At 50.5% G+C, this 15,474-nt stretch carries 19 protein-coding genes; 15 read left to right on the top strand and 4 right to left on the bottom strand.

Annotated elements, in window-relative coordinates; genetic code table 11:
* Positions 1 to 18 precede the first annotated feature (18 nt).
* The gene (locus PHT49_04765) at positions 19 to 1,188 is read right to left on the bottom strand and encodes a hypothetical protein (GenBank protein ID MDD5451188.1); all 1,170 of its coding nucleotides are present in this window, start codon (positions 1,186 to 1,188) and stop codon (positions 19 to 21) included.
* A gap of 358 nt (positions 1,189 to 1,546) precedes the next feature.
* On the opposite strand from PHT49_04765, the gene PHT49_04760 reads away from it, so the two are divergent.
* On the top strand, positions 1,547 to 1,963 hold the full coding sequence (locus PHT49_04760; protein MDD5451187.1) for an archease: 417 nt from the start codon (positions 1,547 to 1,549) through the stop codon (positions 1,961 to 1,963).
* Positions 1,956 to 3,404, top strand: coding sequence for an RtcB family protein (locus PHT49_04755; protein ID MDD5451186.1), 1,449 nt, complete (start codon positions 1,956 to 1,958; stop codon positions 3,402 to 3,404). Before PHT49_04760 ends, PHT49_04755 begins: the two co-directional genes overlap by 8 nt.
* A 57-nt stretch (positions 3,405 to 3,461) precedes the next feature.
* Here the strand turns inward: PHT49_04755 and PHT49_04750 are convergent, their stop codons facing one another.
* Positions 3,462 to 3,992, bottom strand: coding sequence for a cob(I)yrinic acid a,c-diamide adenosyltransferase (locus PHT49_04750; protein MDD5451185.1), 531 nt, complete (start codon positions 3,990 to 3,992; stop codon positions 3,462 to 3,464).
* 631 nt (positions 3,993 to 4,623) lie between these two features.
* Here PHT49_04750 and PHT49_04745 point away from each other — a divergent pair.
* Positions 4,624 to 5,544 (top strand): hypothetical protein, encoded by a 921-nt coding sequence (locus tag PHT49_04745; protein MDD5451184.1) that lies wholly within the window; start codon positions 4,624 to 4,626, stop codon positions 5,542 to 5,544.
* A 59-nt stretch (positions 5,545 to 5,603) separates the two neighbouring features.
* Here PHT49_04745 and tsaA read toward each other — a convergent pair whose 3' ends face one another.
* A complete protein-coding gene (gene tsaA / locus PHT49_04740; GenBank protein ID MDD5451183.1) occupies positions 5,604 to 6,086 on the bottom strand; it encodes a tRNA (N6-threonylcarbamoyladenosine(37)-N6)-methyltransferase TrmO in 483 nt (160 codons plus the stop codon).
* 153 nt (positions 6,087 to 6,239) lie between these two features.
* Complete coding sequence (locus PHT49_04735; protein MDD5451182.1) at positions 6,240 to 6,440, bottom strand: hypothetical protein; 201 nt, start codon at positions 6,438 to 6,440, stop codon at positions 6,240 to 6,242.
* A gap of 171 nt (positions 6,441 to 6,611) precedes the next feature.
* Between PHT49_04735 and PHT49_04730 the strand changes: the two genes are divergently transcribed.
* The 12 genes from PHT49_04730 to PHT49_04675 all read left to right on the top strand — a co-directional run bounded on the left by PHT49_04730 (position 6,612) and on the right by PHT49_04675 (position 15,472).
* The gene (locus PHT49_04730) at positions 6,612 to 6,968 is read left to right on the top strand and encodes a metalloregulator ArsR/SmtB family transcription factor (protein ID MDD5451181.1); all 357 of its coding nucleotides are present in this window, start codon (positions 6,612 to 6,614) and stop codon (positions 6,966 to 6,968) included.
* 54 nt (positions 6,969 to 7,022) lie between these two features.
* Complete coding sequence (locus PHT49_04725; protein MDD5451180.1) at positions 7,023 to 8,333, top strand: permease; 1,311 nt, start codon at positions 7,023 to 7,025, stop codon at positions 8,331 to 8,333.
* Between the two features lie 19 nt (positions 8,334 to 8,352).
* Positions 8,353 to 8,583: a thioredoxin family protein gene (locus PHT49_04720; GenBank protein ID MDD5451179.1), complete on the top strand. Its 231-nt coding sequence runs from the start codon at positions 8,353 to 8,355 to the stop codon at positions 8,581 to 8,583.
* Between the two features lie 31 nt (positions 8,584 to 8,614).
* The gene (gene arsB, locus PHT49_04715) at positions 8,615 to 9,688 is read left to right on the top strand and encodes an ACR3 family arsenite efflux transporter (GenBank protein MDD5451178.1); all 1,074 of its coding nucleotides are present in this window, start codon (positions 8,615 to 8,617) and stop codon (positions 9,686 to 9,688) included.
* Positions 9,689 to 9,719: 31 nt separating this feature from the next.
* On the top strand, positions 9,720 to 10,220 hold the full coding sequence (locus PHT49_04710; protein ID MDD5451177.1) for a thioredoxin family protein: 501 nt from the start codon (positions 9,720 to 9,722) through the stop codon (positions 10,218 to 10,220).
* A gap of 88 nt (positions 10,221 to 10,308) precedes the next feature.
* Entirely contained in the window at positions 10,309 to 10,680 is a 372-nt protein-coding gene (locus PHT49_04705; GenBank protein ID MDD5451176.1) for a hypothetical protein, read from the top strand.
* Between the two features lie 24 nt (positions 10,681 to 10,704).
* Positions 10,705 to 12,942: a formate dehydrogenase subunit gamma gene (locus PHT49_04700; protein MDD5451175.1), complete on the top strand. Its 2,238-nt coding sequence runs from the start codon at positions 10,705 to 10,707 to the stop codon at positions 12,940 to 12,942.
* Positions 12,943 to 13,029: 87 nt separating this feature from the next.
* Positions 13,030 to 13,227 carry a hypothetical protein gene (locus PHT49_04695; protein ID MDD5451174.1) on the top strand — a complete coding sequence of 66 codons (198 nt, stop codon included), beginning with the start codon at positions 13,030 to 13,032 and terminating at the stop codon, positions 13,225 to 13,227.
* Positions 13,228 to 13,268: 41 nt separating this feature from the next.
* Positions 13,269 to 13,640, top strand: coding sequence for a thioredoxin family protein (locus PHT49_04690; GenBank protein MDD5451173.1), 372 nt, complete (start codon positions 13,269 to 13,271; stop codon positions 13,638 to 13,640).
* A gap of 15 nt (positions 13,641 to 13,655) precedes the next feature.
* On the top strand, positions 13,656 to 14,351 hold the full coding sequence (locus PHT49_04685) for a cytochrome c biogenesis protein CcdA (GenBank protein ID MDD5451172.1): 696 nt from the start codon (positions 13,656 to 13,658) through the stop codon (positions 14,349 to 14,351).
* Between the two features lie 19 nt (positions 14,352 to 14,370).
* Positions 14,371 to 14,943: a nitroreductase family protein gene (locus tag PHT49_04680; GenBank protein ID MDD5451171.1), complete on the top strand. Its 573-nt coding sequence runs from the start codon at positions 14,371 to 14,373 to the stop codon at positions 14,941 to 14,943.
* Between the two features lie 115 nt (positions 14,944 to 15,058).
* Entirely contained in the window at positions 15,059 to 15,472 is a 414-nt protein-coding gene (locus tag PHT49_04675; GenBank protein MDD5451170.1) for a hypothetical protein, read from the top strand.
* The last annotated feature ends 2 nt before the right edge of the window (positions 15,473 to 15,474 follow it).

The raw sequence follows: 15,474 nt of genomic DNA, 5'->3' as shown, positions 1-15,474 counted from the left end.
TATCTGTCCAGGCAGTATTTAAGTTGCTCCTGAGAATAACCATTCCCGGATGGCCATGGTTCTCTCCTCCCATTCTTGACTCAGCCGTTTGTTGAGAAAATCGTTGTAGAGACTGTCAAAAAGCTGCAATCCTCCCTCTAGAACGTGCATTCGTTCATAGAAAACCGCTTCCCGCTCGCTTGATTCGTCGGTAAGTTCGTCCCTTTCCAGTTTTACCGAAGGGCACTTGAACGAGGCGAAGTGGAACGTCTCCCCTTTCAGGGTCATCCTCCATACATGTTCCTCCTTTTCCAGGTAAAGGGTCGCTTCTGTAATCTCTTTGCCATTTTGCAAGGCGGTGAGGGTCTCCTTGAAATTATCCTGGCACCCGGCCACAGTGATTTTCTGTGCCCCTTTGTCGCCTCCTCCAAGGAGGACGAAGCGGTCATTGAGGTAGGCAACGAACGGCGCGCCCTGGGGAGCTAGACCGGACCGGCTTACCGTGTACTCCGAGGAACCATTCGTTGTCTGGTAAATCAGCCATAGCAAGAAATCCAGGCCCAGCCACCGGTTGCCCTTGATGAGGTCCGCTACTGCGTCTGTATGGGCACAATTGGCCTTTTGCAGGGCTGGTCGGAGGCTCTTATCCGACACCCTTTCCGCACGTGCAAACGGGTGAATTGCTACCAGGCCCATCTGGAAGGTCCTCTCGAAAAGGTGCTCGAACAGTTCCTGGATTTTAGGAGTCAGGCTGCTGAACGTCACCACTCCGGTCCTGGTATCCCAGACCGCGTCATACATGGCGGGTAGCGGCAGAGTCTTGTTGAGCAGAGCGCTACGCACCGCATTGCGCAGGTCATGCCGCTTATCCTTCGGAACCCATTTCAGACCAGGATTAGAGGCGAGATAATCATTTTCGGCCTTTTCCTGATAGGCCTTCAGCAAAACGGCTGGCACGCGGCGTTGGTCCCGGCGAAGCGTAAAGGCCAGATAATGATCCCGCCAAAAGGCGTGCGGCGTGGTGAAACTGCTGTTTGAGAAATCATCGAAGTGAACCCAGCCGAAGGAAAGTTCTTCGGCTGTCTGGTCGATGGCACGAAAAGCATTCTGGGCCAGGCGGTCGGCGGCCCATTCGTAAAGGTCTTTGTCAGGGAACTCACCTGAGACCTGATACTGACAAAAGCTCACCGTATTGGAAAGAATACCCATAGTTATTCTCCTGTTTTGGAAATCCCGAACTTAAGGCGGTAGCACAACCAACAGGCGAAGAAAGAAACGGTTATAAGCGCTTTCCCCCTGGCGTGCAACCCTGTATTTGGGGCCTGTTTTGAAAGGATACTTTTTACAAAGGCGGAAAATTGTATCACATACACTTTTTTTAAAAGAGGGGCAAGAAGTTTTTGCGAAACCGGCAACCCGGCGCGCACCCCTGCGATCCGGTAGTCCAGACAGGACGTCGCGTCTCGAAGATGCGCCGTAAGCGTGAAACCTTTGCGATAGATTCAGCCATTTAATATGGCCGTGAGATTCTTTTGACAACGACCGGGATAACAAATAAGATATAAATATGAAGCCCTGCTATGAAACATTTGAGCATGGAGCAGATGTTGGCATTCGTGGGAAAGGCCGGACGCTGGAAGAGGCCTTTGCCAACGGGGCAAAAGCCCTTTTTGCGCTGATGGCCGACCTGTCCACAATTGAACCGCAGAAAGAAATCCGGGTGGAGTGCACGGCGCCGGATATAGAAACCCTCTTTATGGTCTGGTTAAATCAATTAATAGCCCTGGCAGATATAGAAAAAATGGTCCTTTGTGAATTTAGCGTCACAATAAAGGACAAGAATTTAACCGCCACCGCCCGCGGCGAATCTATAAGCCCCCAGAAACACGACTTAGGCGTAGAGGTTAAAGGAGCCACATTTACTATGCTCAGGGTATTTCAAGAAGCCGGCCACTTTGTGGCCCAATGCGTAGTTGATGTATGAGGTAAGGGACATGGAGATCAAATCATTAAAGAAAATTAATGACTTTCTCTGGGAACTCCCGCCACTGGGTGAGATGCGCGTCCGCGGGCTCATCTTCGCCAGCCAAGCATTAGTTGAAGAAATGGATGAAAAGGTCCGCGAGCAAGTTACGAACGTAGCTTGTTTGCCCGGTATTGTCCACGCCTCCATTGCCATGCCTGATGCGCATTGGGGTTATGGCTTTCCCATAGGCGGAGTGGCCGCCTTTGATCCGGAAGAAGGCGGCATTATTTCGGCCGGCGGCGTGGGCTTTGATATCTCCTGTGGAGTGCGCACGTTAACCACCGGCCTTATCAAAGATGAGATCATGCCCTCTCTGGAAAGGTTGATCGATAAAATCTTTCAGGTAGTTCCCGCCGGCGTTGGCTCAGAGGGTAAGATAAGGCTCACCCCGGCCCAAATCGATGACGTCCTGGCCGGCGGAGCAAAGTGGGCGTTAGATAGGGGTTACGGACTCCCGGAAGACCTGAAATGCATAGAAGAAGGCGGTTATGTTGCCTGGGCGGATCCGGCCCAGGTCTCTGACCTGGCCAAAAAAAGACAATTCAGAGAAGTGGGAACCCTGGGGTCAGGGAACCACTATCTGGAAATACAACATGTATTCGAGATCTATGATGCTAAAGCCGCCGAAGCCCTGGGCATTAAAAAGGATGATATTGTTATCGCTATCCATTGCGGCTCCAGGGCCTTGGGGCATCAGATAGGCACGGATTATCTGGTTAGTTTGGCCCAGGCATCTAAAAAATATAATATTCCCATCCGTGAAAGAGAACTGGTCTGCGCGCCGATCAACTCGCCGGAAGGCAAACGCTATTTCGGGGCAGTTGGCGCGGGAATAAACTGCGCCCTGGCCAACCGCCAGGTTATAAGTCATCTGACCCGCGAGGCCGTAGCCGAAATTATCCCTCAGGCTAACTTAAAAATGTTATTTGACGTCAGTCATAACACCTGCAAGGTCGAAGAGCATGTTGTGGATGGCAAAAAACGCCGGCTTTATGTCCACCGCAAGGGATCAACCCGGGCCTTTGGTCCGGGAAGACCGGAAATACCGGCGCGCTTCCGATCAATTGGTCAGCCGGTCTTTATTGGCGGGACCATGGGCACCTGCTCCTTCATTCTGGTAGGCACAGAATTCGGCACAGAGCAGGCCTTTGGGTCGGCCTGCCACGGTGCAGGTCGTAGCATGAGCCGCAAGCGAGCTACCAAGACCTGGCGTGGTGACAAAATTATAAAGGATTTATCTGCTAAAGGAATCATAATCCGGACCCGTTCCTATCGAGGCGTGGCAGAAGAAGCGCCGGGCGCTTATAAGGATGTAGTGGAGGTCGTGAACGCCGCTCACCAGGCCGGATTGGCAAAAAAGGTAGCTATGGTTAAACCGTTGGCCTGTGTTAAAGGATAGCCAGGCGCTTCGCCCGCGAATCCAAGGCTCCCAAGGTCGCGATCCTATGGGACGGCATCATTTTTCAATGCCTTCCCGCGCCTTAACCCCCTTTTTAAAATAGTGTTTTATCTCCCGCATCTCTGTAACCAGATCTGCGCACGCAATAATGCGAGGGGAGGCGTTCCGGCCGGTCAACACAAGCTCCATGTCCGAGGGCTTGTTCTCCATTACTGAAATAAGCCACTCCTCGGGCACAAGGCCGAGGGTTACCGCCACATTTACCTCATCCAATATCAATACATCGGTTGATCCCTCATGGACAATCTTGCTGGCCAGTTCCATGCCCCCTGCCGCCCGTTCCTTATCTTCTGTAGAAGTCTCGCGCTGGAAAATAAAGCCCTTCTGTCCGGTTGGCCTTATAACAAACTTCGGCAGGAATGCAGATGCAGCCTTTATCTCGCCAATATCAGTTTCTCCTTTTAAAAACTGAATCATAGTCACAGACAGCCCTTGACCGGCGGCCCGAAGGGCAAGCCCTAAGGCGGCGGTTGTCTTGCCCTTGCCGTTACCGGTGTAAACATGTATGTAGCCCTGTTTAAGAGCCATGGTTATCTCCTTCTAAATTAAATTCGGGCATAGAAAGAATGAGGTGGGCACCGGCGCGCCCCGGCGTATCTCAAGAGAGAGTATATCCCAGGTTAACAGCTCGGTTGGCCTTAAAGACTTTTCAGTCATAGATGCGCCAGAGGCGTGGTAGTTTAACAGGATACAAGAGTATTCCAACCCCCTTTTTAATATTCTATTTGAATACTATTAATTAGTGCAAGTCTTTTTGTGGGATACGCCGGGACGCGTCAGATACCCGAATCCATCGGTGACAAGAGTTAGACCGGCTTTCATCCGAAGACTTCCCCTCTGGCCTACGGTCCGCCGTGGCGGAGCGGGAAGAGATGAAGGGGAGAGGAATATAGGGTTTCCGGATGAAAACTAAATAGATTTTATCTTATTGTGTTATTTGGCAAATTTTTATATGATTTTGAGTAGATGCAGCTCCATTGGAAAAATGGCGGCTGAAAATGCAAAAAATGAAGGCCGAAGACAAACACCGCTAACCCGATCCTGCACGAAGCCAGCGATAAGCTCTAGTGCTACGCTTCGCTACTTGAACCGCAGCGACGGCAGCTCATGAGATCCCCGTTAGAAAAAAATCAAAACGTGAGAACAGGAGATATGTGAGATGAAGCGAGTAGCCTTGATTCTCTTGATTCTGACCATTCCGGCCTTAGCTATTGCCCAAAACCCTTCCCGCCATGAACTAAACAAATCTCTTAATCACATAACCCAACTTGTCGATCAGGGAAAAACCCTTATGGGTACGGATGTCAGCCATTTCAGAACCTTCGATGATTACATGGCCCACAGTCGTGCGACTAAAAAGAAGCTACAGGAAGCAGAAAGCTACGTTACCCGAAATATTTCTGACCCTTATTATAGCGCTCTTTCGCATTTACTCATTGCTGAAGCCTATGCGTGCAATTTACCTGAGTTACCGCAGCCGCTGGAACGCAAGAACAATCAAACGGTGCTGTGGTACCCTTACAAAGATGTAATGCGAAACCTGGACAGCGCGTTGTCAAGAGTGGGGTGGCTCAAAAAGGGCGCCTATGCCAACCGCCTTGGGCTTATTGCAGACGTAGCCTTCTTTGTTCACCTACAGTACGATCTGTTACGCCAGTCGTTAGATGTTATTAAAGCGGAAGACATGGACTCCGCCATCATTATCGAAAAACCTTCGAGTATCTGTTACACAAGAGGATTACAGGCAATCGATCAGGCCATTGAAAATGAGAAAAAAAGCCTATCCTCTTTACAACGAAGGCAGGATGGAATTTCGGAATTAAGTGAGAAAGCATATCTTTACGATTTGGTTAAGTCACGCTTTGTTCAAAATGGGATCGAATCGAGTGAACCCGCACTGCTTGAAGTCGATCCCAGACGCAGAGATTCTTTGGAGTCGATGTCCCGTTTGGCGGCTGAAATGAGTCGGGTACCATTCCACCATACCCGGGCATTTAAATTCTTCGACTTTTTAGGTAGTGCGTTTATTCCTAAGTATGGCCTGGCAAAGCAAACGATTGCGCTGATTTTTGGACAATAACAGTATAAGATTAAAAAAATATCGCCATGGATCAGCCGGGTGGGTATTTATGCCAATATTCATCTAAACCTTTCATCTGCCTTTATCTTGTGTATCTTATCCACTTTTCCAGAAAGCCAACCTATTCGCTCGGCTTTTTGGGCATCTAATTCTGGTATATAAGGTTTTATGTCCAGAAGTGGTGTGCCGTCCACAACATCCACATCTTCGACTTGAAGCGTCCGCCCTTCCACTTTTACCAGTCTGACCACAGATATTCCTATAGGATTTGGGCGCTTGGGCGCCCTTGTCGCAAATACACCACGCAGATGATCATCCATAAATGGCTTAACCTCTAGCGAATAACCTTCCGAGAGATGAAAACAATAAACTAAAATAATGTGGGAAAATCCTTCTATGTCTTTAAGACCATCGACGTACTCTGGTTCCATCTTTATAGTCCCGGGGGTGCCTCTGGCGGCAGTTGGTTGTATGGGCATTCCCTTGATATCTTTAAAGGGAGAACGGATTATACCTATCGGCCTAAGTATTATCTCTTTCATAATTTCCCCATGCCATTCATGTGATTTCGGATAATGATCTGCTCAAAACGTGATAACCTTGTCGGCGTCCCTAACCAATTCGTACAGATCGTCCATCCAGGCAATGGGGCAGGTACTTGATCCCTCCAGACCGTGGGATTTCATACAAACCCCTCAGACGTAAAAATCTCCATGGAACTGGTTAACTTGCTCCATGACATTGAATTCTTCGGTGCCGCTTTTTTCAAAAAGTACCCCTTTCCCGAGCATAAACACACTAACATCGTCACCCTTTTTGACCCCCACATTGGCCAATCTCATGGCATTATATATTGTCTCTCCATCGTCCGCAGTAATGATAAATAGAATTTTCATCCCCTATCCCTCCTTTCGCTATAGGCATCGCATCTGGATTTATCTTGTAATGCGCATCATCATATCAGAAAAGTCAGCAGATTAGTAAAAAATTTTCTTGACATAATTGGCTATTTGGCTATATTACCAAATAGTCAATGTTAAGAGTAGCCGCCTTCGGAGGATAGCCCCATGTCAACGACAAAGAAGAGAGAAATCAGCGCACGGACGCAGGCCCGATTAGAAGCCCGTGCGAAAATTATCAAGGCCCTGGCTCATCCCAGCCGCTTGTTCATCGTCGAAGAACTATCCAGGGGAGCTCGATGCGTGAATGAACTCACGGAAATGATCGGCGTCGATGTCTCGACGGTCTCCAGGCATCTCTCTGTGCTGAAGACTGCCGGTATAGTTCAGGACAATAAGCACGGAACTCAAATTTACTATATACTCCGGATACCCTGCATCCTTAAATTTTTTGACTGTATCGAGTCCGTATTAGTAGCTAATGCCCAGGCCCATATGAAGCTGCTAAAGACCAAGCGCTCCTAAAGACTTTTAAAAAGCAATCTACCGCATTAGCTTAATCAAGCGAGGTACCCTGAATTGAAACAGTGGCAAGCCATCGGCCTTATGGTCGGCATTTTTCTTGCGGCATATTTCATCCCCTTTGCCCACCCTGTCGTGCGGCAGTCCGGCCTGGAGGCCTTTATGATGCTCCAGGAATATGCCCGGGAGCATGTGCTTCTCTGTCTGGTTCCGGCCTTCTTCATTGCCGGGGCCATCGCTGTCTTTGTCAGCCAGGCCAGTGTTATAAAATACTTTGGGGGCCAGGCCAAAAAGTGGTTGGCTTATTCCGTAGCCTCGGTATCCGGCGGTATCCTGGCCGTCTGCTCCTGTACGATACTGCCTCTCTTTGCCGGTATCTACGCGCGCGGGGCCGGCATTGGCCCGGCCACGGCCTTCCTCTATGCCGGGCCGGCTATTAATGTGCTGGCCATCATCCTCACCGCACGAGTGCTGGGCATAGAACTTGGTGTGGCCCGCGCTGTTAGCGCCGTTGGTTTCAGTATCATCATTGGTCTTTTGATGCACCTGGCCTTTCTGAAAGAAGAACGGGAAAAGGCCAAGGAGACCGCGGCCATATTGCTGCCGGAGGAAGAAGACAGCAAGCCGCTCTGGAAAATGATTATCTACTTTGCCCTAATGGTCGGGATTTTGGTCTTTGCCAACTGGGGCAAGCCGGGTGATGTTAAAATTACTTTAAATAATGGAACTGTCCTGGAGGGAGCTCTCTCTGGTGAAACGCTGACCGAATACCACTTCAAGAAAATTGACGGCGACGCAATCCAGGTTATTCCAAAGGATAACATCTCTTCCCTGGACTATGCCCCCTCGTTTTATACCAGCATCTATAAGGCTCGCTTTTATATCGCAGGGGTCCTGCTTCTTGGACTCGTCGGGGTACTGTCCCTCTGGTTCAAACCGGCGGAACTGAGGGAGTGGGGAGCGTCCACCTGGAATTATGCCGGGATGATCCTGCCGCTTCTTTTCCTGGGCGTACTGGCTGCGGGGTTTCTACTCGGACGCCCGGGACATACAGCCCTTATCCCGGAAAAGTGGATAGCAACCAGTGTGGGCGGGAACTCCTGGTTCTCGAATGCCTTTGCCAGTGTAGCCGGGGCCTTTATGTATTTTGCCACCCTGACTGAAGTACCAATTTTACAAGGCTTACTCGGCGCCGGAATGGGGAAAGGCCCGGCCCTGGCGTTACTCCTGGCCGGACCGGCCCTAAGCCTGCCCAGCATGCTGGTCATCCGCCAGGTTATGGGCACAAAAAAAACTATACTCTTTATTACCCTGGTCTGTGTTATGGCCACGGTTGCCGGCAAGGTTTTTGGCACGTTCTGGGGATAATTGGAAAGGAGGTGCAACCATGAAAATTCAAATACTGGGACCAGGTTGTCCCAAATGTATTAAACTCGCCGAGGCCACGAAGCAGGCGGTAAAAGACCTCGGTATCGACGCTACCGTGGAGAAGGTGGCGGATATCAGAGAGATTATGTCCTACGGGGTGATGATTACTCCGGCCCTGGTCGTGGATGGCGTAGTCAAGGTGGCCGGCAAGGTGCCGGGCGTTGAAGAAATCAAGAAGATGCTGGCATAGAAGAGTCAAAAAAACAGGAAGCGGCCTGGATATGTCTGAACAAATTGTTAAGAAACTTTCATTTCTGGATAGATTTCTAACCTTATGGATCTTCCTGGCTATGTTTGCGGGGGTGTTCGGGGGGTATCTTTTCCCCGGCGTACGGAACGTGATCAATTATTTTCAGATCGGTACCACCAATATCCCCATTGCCATCGGGTTGATCCTGATGATGTACCCGCCACTGGCCAAGGTGAAATATGAACAGTTAGGGCAGGTTTTTCATAACGTTAAAGTTCTGGGCCTCTCCCTCGTTCAAAACTGGGTCATCGGACCCATCCTGATGTTTCTCCTGGCCATTACCTTTCTTTCCGGTCACCACGAATACATGGTGGGTCTTATCCTGATCGGTCTGGCCCGTTGCATTGCCATGGTCATTGTCTGGAACGAACTGGCCGCCGGAGACACGGAATACTGTGCGGGACTTGTGGCCTTCAACTCTATTTTTCAGGTCCTCTTCTTTTCCCTCTATGCCTACATATTCATTACCGTTATTCCTCAATGGCTGGGGCTTAAAGGCGCGGTGGTGGATGTTTCCATCGGCCAGATAGCCGAAAGCGTTTTTATCTACCTGGGTATTCCCTTTTTAGGAGGTATGTTGACCCGACTAATCGGGCTCAAGGTCAGGGGACGCCAGTGGTATGAAGAGAGATTTATTCCTAAGATCAGCCCCATAACCCTTATCGCCTTGCTCTTCACCATCCTGGTCATGTTTTCCCTCAAGGGGGAATACATCGTCCAACTTCCTCTGGACGTAGTCCGGGTGGCCATACCCCTGTGCATCTATTTCGTGAGCATGTTCTTTGTCTCTTTCTTCCTTTCCATGAAGGTAGGGGCCACCTACGAGCAGTCAACGACCCTGAGCTTTACCGCAGCATCCAACAACTTTGAACTGGCCATTGCCGTGGCCGTGGCTGTTTTCGGGATTGACTCGGGTCAGGCCTTCGCTGCTGTAATCGGTCCCCTGGTGGAAGTGCCGGTTTTGATCAGCCTTGTGAATGTGGCCCTCTGGTTTAAGAGGCGCTACTTCAGAACCACCATGGTCCAGCGGATCGGGGTGCCTTAGGTAACAAGAGGATTAATAAGGATACATTATGATGTCGGAGAAAGAACCCTCTTATATAGCAATAAAGGGCATTCGGGTGGGTATTCTGGGTCTGAGGGAGGCGCTGGAGGAATTGTCCGCCTGGAAGGGCCGGAAAGATGAGGAAATTGCCGACCTGATGCTCGTGAAGCTAAGAAGCAGAAATTACATACCCTCTTCGGTAGAGGCAGAATATAAAGCGGCTTTTTTGCGGGAGTTCAAGAAATTCATTGGAGAACCGGTCACTGAAGAAGAATCTTCTGCCCTGCGTATCGCCATCCTGGGACCAGGGTGCCCGAGCTGCGACCAACTGGAGCAGATGGTTATGTCTATTCTTACAGAAGAGAATATAGGAGCGGAGGTAGAGCATGTGCGTGACGTGCGAAAAATCGCCAGCTATGGGATGGTGGCCACCCCGGCTCTGGTCATAAACGGTAAGATCAAGTCCTCCGGCCATTTGCCGTCCAAAGACCAGCTAATCAAGTGGCTGAAGGAGATAGCCGTTCACCGTTGACCGTAAGGACCTGAAAAGCGCGCGGGATGCCTTTTCGGTGAACGGTCAATTGTAAACGGCGAACAATTGACAAATAGGGGATGGGATTATGAAGAAAAGCTGGTGGTTAGGTCTTATGGCGGTGTGTCTTGTCCTCTTCGGAGGCCGTTCTCTCCTTAAAGGGCAGGATTTGATCCCCCTTCCCGGTCAGTCCGCAGCATCCGACGCCAAGCGGGCGGCCATGGGAGTCTGCCCGCCGTTTAACCTGTTGGACGAGTACGGAAATGTCATCGATCCGGGCAAGGGTCTGAATGCCGACAGGCCTTACAGCCCCAAAAAGACCTGCGGCCGGTGCCACGACTACAACAAGATCACCCAAAGTTACCACTTTCAGCAGGGGAAAGGCGAGCCGATGACCGCGGCCTTTACGAAACTTTACCCTTGGTGCACCTCGCCCGGCCAGTACGGGGGGCGGTGGTGAACTCCGGCCCCTGTCTTTCGCCAGTTGGCGAAGAAGAACAATACCTCAGGCCGTGAGATCGATATGACGTCTTTTGACTTTGTTACCGCCGGTTGCGGCGGTTGCCACCCGGGCGGCGGTCCTCTGGAATACGACCGAAACGGGAAGAGGTACGATCAGGTGGCCGGTGATCCCGCAAATGGTGTTAAGTCAGGTGAAGATAACAGGTTTGACGGGGACTACTTCAAGGCCAAGTGGACCGAGACCGGGGTGATCGAGGCCGACTGCCTCCTTTGCCATCTCCCGGCCTATAACAATCAAAAACGTACGGGACAGATCAAGACGCTAAACTTTCGGTGGGCAGCCACTGCCGGGGCCGGGTTTGGTGAGATAAAGGGCGAGACGGCCAAAGGAGAAAAGCCCCATGTCGTCTATGACCCCAAGCTCTTCAAAGAAGACGGGAAGGTTGCCTTGAATATCGTACGCGATATCCCTTCCTCAAAATGCCTGTTCTGCCATCAGGAAACAGACTGGAAGAAAAAGGGCGCATCATACAATACCCGTACCGATGTGCATATCCGGGCCGGACTTCGTTGCATCGATTGCCATTTGACCGGGAGCCGGGCAACGGATAAGCGAATTCAGGGCAAAGAGGTCCATCAGATCGGAAAAGGCGATGATCCGGGCGGTTTGGTGCGGAACGATCTGGACAACACCATGCGCACCTGCGCGGATTGCCATAGCAAGGGTCTCCTTAACGCGCCGGTCATGAAACACCGGGGGCTTCCGCCGCGCCACCTGGAAAAAATCGCCTGCCAGACCTGCCATATTCCGGCCAGACAGGTGAAGGCCGCTCTCATTCAGGACAGCACGGTTTTTAACGGCACCCCGCGTATTGAGCCGCCGCCCAAGCGCATCTGGTCATTCTACGGGCCGGATGCCAAGCCCTGGAACTATTACGGCGAGGTGGATGCGTCCACCGCCAATTACCAGCCGGTCTTTACCTACGCACCTGTGGTTGGCTGGTACAAGGGAAAGATTTATCCCCTGACCCGTCTATATAGTATCTGGGTCGGGATCGAAGAAGAGGGTAAAAAAGGTCTCGGCCAGCCCTATATGAAGGATATGTTCAAGATGTGGTCCATGCACCGGGCCGAACCGGAAAGGAACTACCCGGAGTTGGAATCGATCCACGACGATAATGGAGACGGCTTCCCGGAGGTCAACCGGGCAGACGAAATCCAGGCTCTACTCTCCGCCGTTACAAAACACCTTCGGGCCGAAGGCGAATCTCTGGACGGCAAAAGGGTGGTCTTTGTAAAGGGAGATCAGGCGACTCCAGACGGCATAAACTGGCGGACCCTGCCGAGAGAGCCTCACGAGTACAGTCCCTACGGCTCGGTCTTCAAATTCAGCCACGATGTCAGCCCGGCCCGCGCTGCCATCGGTTCCGGAGGATGCAAAGACTGCCACAGTTCAGGTTCAGGCTTCTTCTTCAAGCCGGTTCTGGTCAACCCCTTTGATGGAATCGGCCAAAGAGTTACCCAGCCGAATTTTGTCTTTCTGGGGTTCGCCCCATCAGCGGTCAATATGGGTATTTTTCAGCAGGAAACCTTAAGACCACTCAGTTACTGGGGACTGCTTATAGTCCTCGTAATCCTTTTGCTCCATTACATTATTTTTGGTCCCAGGCGGATACAGGAGAGATCTTCTTTTCAAGAAATTCAGCGATTCAGCGTCCTGGAAAGGGTTATTCATTACAGTTCGCTCGTCACTTTCCTGGCGCTTGCTGTAACCGGTTACCTGACCCTATCAGGCGCCCGGTTCTCCTCGGACATTATAGGGTCCGTTTATGCCTGGCATCACTACTTCGGATATGGTTTTCTTTTGACCGTGCTCTTGATTCTCCTGACCTGGTTCAGGGACGCTTGGTTCGAGCGCTGTGATTCAGAGTGGCTAAAGAGACTAGGGGGCTACTTCGGCTATAAAGGAGAGGTCCCGGCCTCCCGTTTCAATGCCGGACAGAAGCTCTTCTTCTGGTCGGCTTTATTAATGGCAACGGCCCTGGCTGTGACCGGATTGATCCTGATCTGGTCCGATGCAACCAATTTGAGACAAATAGCCATTGCCATTCATGGTATGTGTGCCTTTCTGTTCCTGGCCATGGTTATGGTGCACGTTTATCTCGGAACCATCGCCAACCCCGGCACTTTGAGAAGTATCTTTGAAGGAAAGGTTTCTAAAGAATGGGTGGAAAAACATCATCCACAGTGGAAACCATAACCCCGGTAAGGGGCTAATTCCCTTGAGTCTGTCACCGAGACTTCACGGACGCGGCGGGATGAAACTGGGAGGTCACATATCCAGTCAATGACGATACCTGAGTTCAGCGCCGAACAAATTCAGCGTATCATGCGCATCGTCCCGGACGCGGACAAGGAAGAAGCGCTGAATTTTGTAAAGGAATGCCTGGAGAAGAAGATAAAACAAAAAATGGGACCGCATTGTGTACCGGTCTTTGAGGCCTCTTACAAGCAAAGGCAGAAGGATCGATTTACTAAGAAATGAGAACATCCACAGATTACAATAAATTCGGGAGGGAAAGACCCATGAAAAAGACGGCTTTTATCGCATTGGTGCTGGTGTTTTTTATAGGTTTCCTGTCAATTACCCCTCTCCGGGCTGAACCGGCGGCAAAGCCAAAGCTTCCCATCCTAATGGAGTTTGGAAGGGGAATATGTATCCCTTGCCGACAAATGAAGCCTATTCTGGAGTCCCTGGCCAGGGAGTACGAAGGACAGCTTAAGGTACAGGTAGTGGAAATCGATAAAGAACCAGAAATAACCCGGCAGTACCGGATCATGGTTATTCCCACACAAGTATTTTTAGATACGAATGGTCAAGAGGTTTATCGACATCTGGGATTTTATCCGAAAGACGATCTGGTAGCCAAACTTAAGGAACTCAGATTCATCAAATAGCTACTTGGATTAGCCATGGATCAACTTTTTAGTGTGCTGACCCGAGCCATAGCGAACAGCTCTAGTATGGCCCTGGGAGCATCGTTTATCTGGGGGATCCTTAGCATCCTTCTCAGCCCATGCCACCTGGCCTCTATCCCCCTGATTATTGGATTCATCGACGGTCAGGGGCGTATGTCTACCGGACGAGCCTTTTTTATATCCTTTCTTTTTGCCTGTGGAATTCTGATAACCATTGCTACCATTGGCCTGGTAACCGCAGCAGCCGGCCGCATGCTGGGGGATATTGGCCCTTACGGTAACTACCTGGTTGCCGGGGTCTTCTTCCTGGTAGGTCTTTACCTGATGGACGTAATCCCGGCCCCCTGGTCCGGCCCAGGGCAGATAGGCATGAAACGAAAGGGTTTGTGGATGGCCATGGTCCTCGGCTTGATCTTTGGTGTGGCCGTGGGCCCTTGCACATTTGCTTACATGGCGCCCATTATTGGCGTCACCTTTCAAATTGCCGCCACAAACATCTCCTACGGGGTTCTCCTGCTCCTCATGTACGGCCTCGGCCACTGTTCGGTCATTGTAGCAGCCGGAACCTCCGCCGAATTGGTCCAGCAGTATATGAACTGGAATGAAAACTCCCGTGGCGCTGTCATATTAAAAAGGACTTGCGGGGGCATGGTCTTTCTGGGCGGCGTTTATCTGATTTACAGTAGTTGAAAATTGAAAAGGACATAAGATGATAAGAGATTTGATACTAAAGAACAGGAGCTATCGGCGTTTTTATCAGGAAGTGGCGATTGGGCACGAGACACTGAGGGAACTCGTTGACCTGGCCAGACTCTCGGCGTCCGCCGGTAACCTCCAACCCCTGAAATACATCCTTTCCTGCGATCCTCAAAAAAACGCCTTGATATTCTCGCATCTGGCCTGGGCTGCTTACCTCAAAGACTGGCCCGGCCCGGCGGAAGGAGAAAGGCCATCGGCGTACATCGTGGTGCTTGGGGATAAAGAGATCAACCAGTCTTTTGTCGGCTATGACTCCGGGATAGCCATCCAGAGCATCCTCCTGGGTGCGGCAGAAAAGGGCTTGGGCGGCTGCATTGTCGGGTCAGTACAGCGGGGGGAGCTCCGCAAGGCTCTAAGAATACCATCACGCTACGAGATACTCCTTGTTGTGGCCTTGGGTAAGCCCAGGGAAAAGGTAACAATCGAGACAGTCGGGCCTGGTGGGGACATCAAATACTGGCGGGATGCCGAAGGCGTACACCATGTGCCAAAGCGGCGTCTGGATGATATTATTATAAGTTAAGTTTTTATTGGATTAAGCCGAATTAGTTAACAAGATGGCTTTGAAAATGCCTGTTTTGTTCCGCCGCAAGGCGCGCAGAAGACTACACACAGCATTTTCATTCAGGAAATCTGTAATGGCCAAAAGCACACTGACAAAAAAAATTCTCTTATATGAATCGATTGGATTTTTAACGGTAATCCTTGCATTATGGCTAGACGAAGTATTTGATGTTCCGCATAATTTATTTGGGGCCGCGGCCACGCCTATTAACTGGGCTGAAAGTATTCTAGAAACCGTCCTTGTCATTGCCTTGGGTGCCTTTATTATCTTTTTGTCGCAACGTTTTTTTCAGCAGATTAAATACCTGGAGGGTTTTTTACCGGTCTGCTCATTTTGCAAAAAGATACGAGTGGATAAAGATTGGATTCCCATTGAACAGTATATAAAGGATCATTCTGAAGCGGAATTTTCCCATAGTTTATGCCCCGAATGCATTAAAGAACATTACGGGGGATTCTTACGAAAAGATGAAAAATACATCACCTGACA

Source organism: Desulfovibrionales bacterium, from assembly GCA_028715605.1.
Taxonomy (GTDB): Bacteria; Desulfobacterota; QYQD01; order QYQD01; family QYQD01; genus QYQD01.
This window is presented reverse-complemented; position numbering and strand designations above follow the sequence as displayed.

Bases quoted from the DNA above. Each gene is read 5' to 3' on its own strand.
- PHT49_04730 (MDD5451181.1), top strand. From the start codon at position 6,612: ATGTCAACGACAAAGAAGAGAGAAATCAGCGCACGGACGCAGGCCCGA.
- tsaA (MDD5451183.1), bottom strand. From the start codon at position 6,086: ATGAAAGAGATAATACTTAGGCCGATAGGTATAATCCGTTCTCCCTTT.
- PHT49_04760 (MDD5451187.1), top strand. From the start codon at position 1,547: ATGAAGCCCTGCTATGAAACATTTGAGCATGGAGCAGATGTTGGCATT.
- PHT49_04745 (MDD5451184.1), top strand. From the start codon at position 4,624: ATGAAGCGAGTAGCCTTGATTCTCTTGATTCTGACCATTCCGGCCTTA.
- PHT49_04720 (MDD5451179.1), top strand. From the start codon at position 8,353: ATGAAAATTCAAATACTGGGACCAGGTTGTCCCAAATGTATTAAACTC.
- arsB (MDD5451178.1), top strand. From the start codon at position 8,615: ATGTCTGAACAAATTGTTAAGAAACTTTCATTTCTGGATAGATTTCTA.
- PHT49_04755 (MDD5451186.1), top strand. From the start codon at position 1,956: ATGTATGAGGTAAGGGACATGGAGATCAAATCATTAAAGAAAATTAAT.
- PHT49_04675 (MDD5451170.1), top strand. From the start codon at position 15,059: ATGGCCAAAAGCACACTGACAAAAAAAATTCTCTTATATGAATCGATT.
- PHT49_04710 (MDD5451177.1), top strand. From the start codon at position 9,720: ATGTCGGAGAAAGAACCCTCTTATATAGCAATAAAGGGCATTCGGGTG.
- PHT49_04695 (MDD5451174.1), top strand. From the start codon at position 13,030: ATGACGATACCTGAGTTCAGCGCCGAACAAATTCAGCGTATCATGCGC.
- PHT49_04735 (MDD5451182.1), bottom strand. From the start codon at position 6,440: ATGAAAATTCTATTTATCATTACTGCGGACGATGGAGAGACAATATAT.
- PHT49_04690 (MDD5451173.1), top strand. From the start codon at position 13,269: ATGAAAAAGACGGCTTTTATCGCATTGGTGCTGGTGTTTTTTATAGGT.
- PHT49_04685 (MDD5451172.1), top strand. From the start codon at position 13,656: ATGGATCAACTTTTTAGTGTGCTGACCCGAGCCATAGCGAACAGCTCT.
- PHT49_04750 (MDD5451185.1), bottom strand. From the start codon at position 3,992: ATGGCTCTTAAACAGGGCTACATACATGTTTACACCGGTAACGGCAAG.
- PHT49_04765 (MDD5451188.1), bottom strand. From the start codon at position 1,188: ATGGGTATTCTTTCCAATACGGTGAGCTTTTGTCAGTATCAGGTCTCA.
- PHT49_04680 (MDD5451171.1), top strand. From the start codon at position 14,371: ATGATAAGAGATTTGATACTAAAGAACAGGAGCTATCGGCGTTTTTAT.
- PHT49_04705 (MDD5451176.1), top strand. From the start codon at position 10,309: ATGAAGAAAAGCTGGTGGTTAGGTCTTATGGCGGTGTGTCTTGTCCTC.